The sequence below is a fragment of the Nitrospirota bacterium genome (assembly GCA_030645475.1).
Lineage (GTDB): Bacteria > Nitrospirota > Nitrospiria > Nitrospirales > Nitrospiraceae > Palsa-1315.
Window position 1 is genome coordinate 1 of sequence record JAUSMA010000051.1, and the last position, 2,760, is coordinate 2,760.

Annotated in this window: 2 protein-coding genes and 1 pseudogene; all 3 read right to left on the minus strand. The window is 59.1% G+C overall.

The genetic code is table 11. The features are described from left to right. Nucleotides 1-275 precede the first annotated feature (275 nt). The 3 genes and pseudogenes from Q7U76_08995 to Q7U76_09005 all read right to left on the minus strand — a co-directional run bounded on the left by Q7U76_08995 (nucleotide 276) and on the right by Q7U76_09005 (nucleotide 2,760). Nucleotides 276-1,076: a mechanosensitive ion channel family protein gene (locus Q7U76_08995; GenBank protein MDO8356511.1), complete on the minus strand. Its 801-nt coding sequence runs from the start codon at nucleotides 1,074-1,076 to the stop codon at nucleotides 276-278. Between the two features lie 222 nt (nucleotides 1,077-1,298). After that, nucleotides 1,299-1,652 carry a hypothetical protein gene (locus Q7U76_09000; GenBank protein MDO8356512.1) on the minus strand — a complete coding sequence of 118 codons (354 nt, stop codon included), beginning with the start codon at nucleotides 1,650-1,652 and terminating at the stop codon, nucleotides 1,299-1,301. Nucleotides 1,653-1,788: 136 nt separating this feature from the next. Continuing rightward, nucleotides 1,789-2,760, minus strand: a pseudogene (locus Q7U76_09005) (aldo/keto reductase).

The window sequence follows — 2,760 nt, forward strand, 5'->3', positions numbered from 1 at the left end:
AGAACCGACAGCAGGCATCCTCCTGAGAGAAAGTGAAAAGAATAATACAAAGACAGTCTGGACAGTCCCCTGTGCTCACGCAACGCACGCAATGGAAGATCTTCAACCCTCATCCCTAAAGAGAGAATGAGCTAGCTTGTAGGAATGGAAAACCCGACAGAATGTGAAGAGCCCGGCACCATGCTTCCTGTGTACTCCTGGCAAGTGCCGATGAACGATACAATCCGTACACAGGTTAAAGAGGTCACAGACGATGAAGAGCTTTCTGTCCTCAGTTACACCGTCGACAGCAGGCGGACCTCCTGTTGCGGGAAGGGAATCTCAATGTGCGCCGTACGAAACCGTTCGATGATGGTCTCGTTCAGCTCCCCCTGCACCCTCGTGAAGTTGACGACCGACGTCCAGGGCTTAATGGAGATCGTGATGGCGGAGTCGCCCAGTTCGGAGATCCCGACCAGCGGGGCCGGATCCGTGAGCACACCGGGATTCTGCGCCAGAATCTCCCGCACGAGCGCCAGCACCTCGGCCACATTCGTGCGATAGGCCACCCCGACTTGGAGATGGAGTTGGCGAATCGTACCGAAATTGTGCAGGATCTCCCCCACGATCTTCCGGTTAGGAATGACGACGTGCGAGCGATCGGGATGCAGGAGCGTGGTCGAGAAGATACCGATGGCAACGACATCCCCTTGCACACCCAAGATCGAGATATGTTCCCCCACCCGATAGGGTTTGGTGAAAATAATGGAGAGCCCGGCCACGACGTTGCTCAAGACGCCTTGCAGCGCCAACCCGACGCCGAGTCCGGCCACGCCGATCCCGGCGAGCAGCGGCGCAATCTGGACCCCCAGTTGACCCAACGCCGCCATGGCCGTAAAGAACAGAATCACGATCTGTACAGCCTTGACCAGGAGCATCCGGACCGGAGGCTCCATGTCCTGGCGATCGAGCCACTGTTGCGTCAGCCTGCCGACCCAACGGGCGACCAGCATACCGGCCGCAAAGACAATCGCTGCGCCCAGGATTTGAAATCCATAGCGGATGACATAGTCCATCAGAATATCGACTCCCGGCATCGCCGTACCTCCTCTGTCAGGATAGAGAAAAACGAATGAGGGCTCAGTGACACAAAATCAAGGGACCTGCTCGCATCGAGAACAAAAGGTTGGGGAAGGATACCTGGACCGAGCCCATTTGGAAAGCGGGGTGATGCGACCTGACGATCTTCCATCACGAAGCGAGGAGAGCTGTAAGCTGGCTGCGAGAAAAGACCCCGGTACCTGTCCGTCCCCCCGCGCCTAGCGATCGGACCCATAGGGGCGATTGAGCGGCGCGAACGGCATGGTGGGGTTAGAGCGATTGGCGGGGTTCAGCGGATTATCCTGGTTGAATTGGTTGGCGGGGTTGAACGGGTTGCTGGGAATGTACCGAGTCTCTGGATTGGTGGGGTTGTTCGGATCGAAACGGTAACGAGGGTTCGGGGTATTCGCGGGCGCCTGGTACTTCTCTGCAGGGTTCAGCGGATTGTCCGGCGCAAACAGTGTGGCAGGATTAAAAAGGTTGGAGTGGCGGCCGTATTTCCCGGGGGAACCGGGTTCGGCAAAGCCGGAGGCAGCGGAGCACAGAAAGAAGAACAGCGCCAGAGGCCACATGCCGACCTCCCCTAGAAGAAACCTCGGTGATACTAGCCGATGCCCCACCAGCAGACGGATGCAAGGCGGCCCCACCGAGCCTGTTGATATCTTCTACCGAGGTTACGATGCCTCGCTCATACAGGTTCGGCCCTTGTCACCAGGCATAGGATTCCGGTGCGGGCCCGCCTGGACCGGGGAAGATATCGTCGAGCCGTTTCAGGGTTTCCTGGCTCAACGTCAGATTCAAGACACGCATCGTCCCGTTCAATTGCTCCATCGTACGCGGCCCGATAATCGGGGACGTGACGGCCTTTTGGTGCAGCAGCCAGGCCAGCGCCACATCGGCCTGGCGTTCGCCGAGTTGGGTGCAGAGTGCGTGATAGGCTTCTAACTTGGGGCGATGTTTCTCGATCGTTTTCTTCAGATCCTCGTCGGCGCGTCGACCGACCTTCGCCGGTTCCAACGCCCCGGCCAACAGTCCTCGCGCGAGCGGACTCCAGGGCATCAAGCCGATCCCGTAGGCTTCGCAGGCCGGGATCACTTCCAACTCAACCGTCCGCTCGGTCAAATTATAGAGACTCTGCTCCGACACGAGGCCGAAGAAGTGGCGGCTGCGAGCCAGTTCCTGCGCTTGAGCCAGGTGCCATCCGGCAAAATTGCTGCTGCCGACATAGAGGACCTTGCCTTCACGGACCAACTGCTCCATCGCCTGCCAGATTTCCTCCCACGGCGTCTGCCGGTCGACATGGTGCATCTGATACAGATCGATGCAATCCGTCTGCAAGCGCCGCAGGCTGTCCTCACAGGCCCGCTTGATGTGGAGAGCCGACAAGCGGGATTGATTCGGCCACTCGCCCATCCGGACGAACACTTTCGTCGCCAGCACGTCCTTTTCACGCCGCCCCCCGCCCTGGGCGAACCAGGGCCCCACGATCTGCTCCGTCCACCCCTCGCCCACCTTTCAACCATAGACGTCAGCCGTGTCGAAAAAGTTGAGGCCCAGTTCCAACGCCCGATCCATGACGGCAAAACTGTCCGCCTCGCTCGTCTCCGGCCCGAAGTTCATCGTGCCGAGACAGAACCGACTGACTTTGACGCCCGACCGGCCGAGGTGAACGTATTGCAT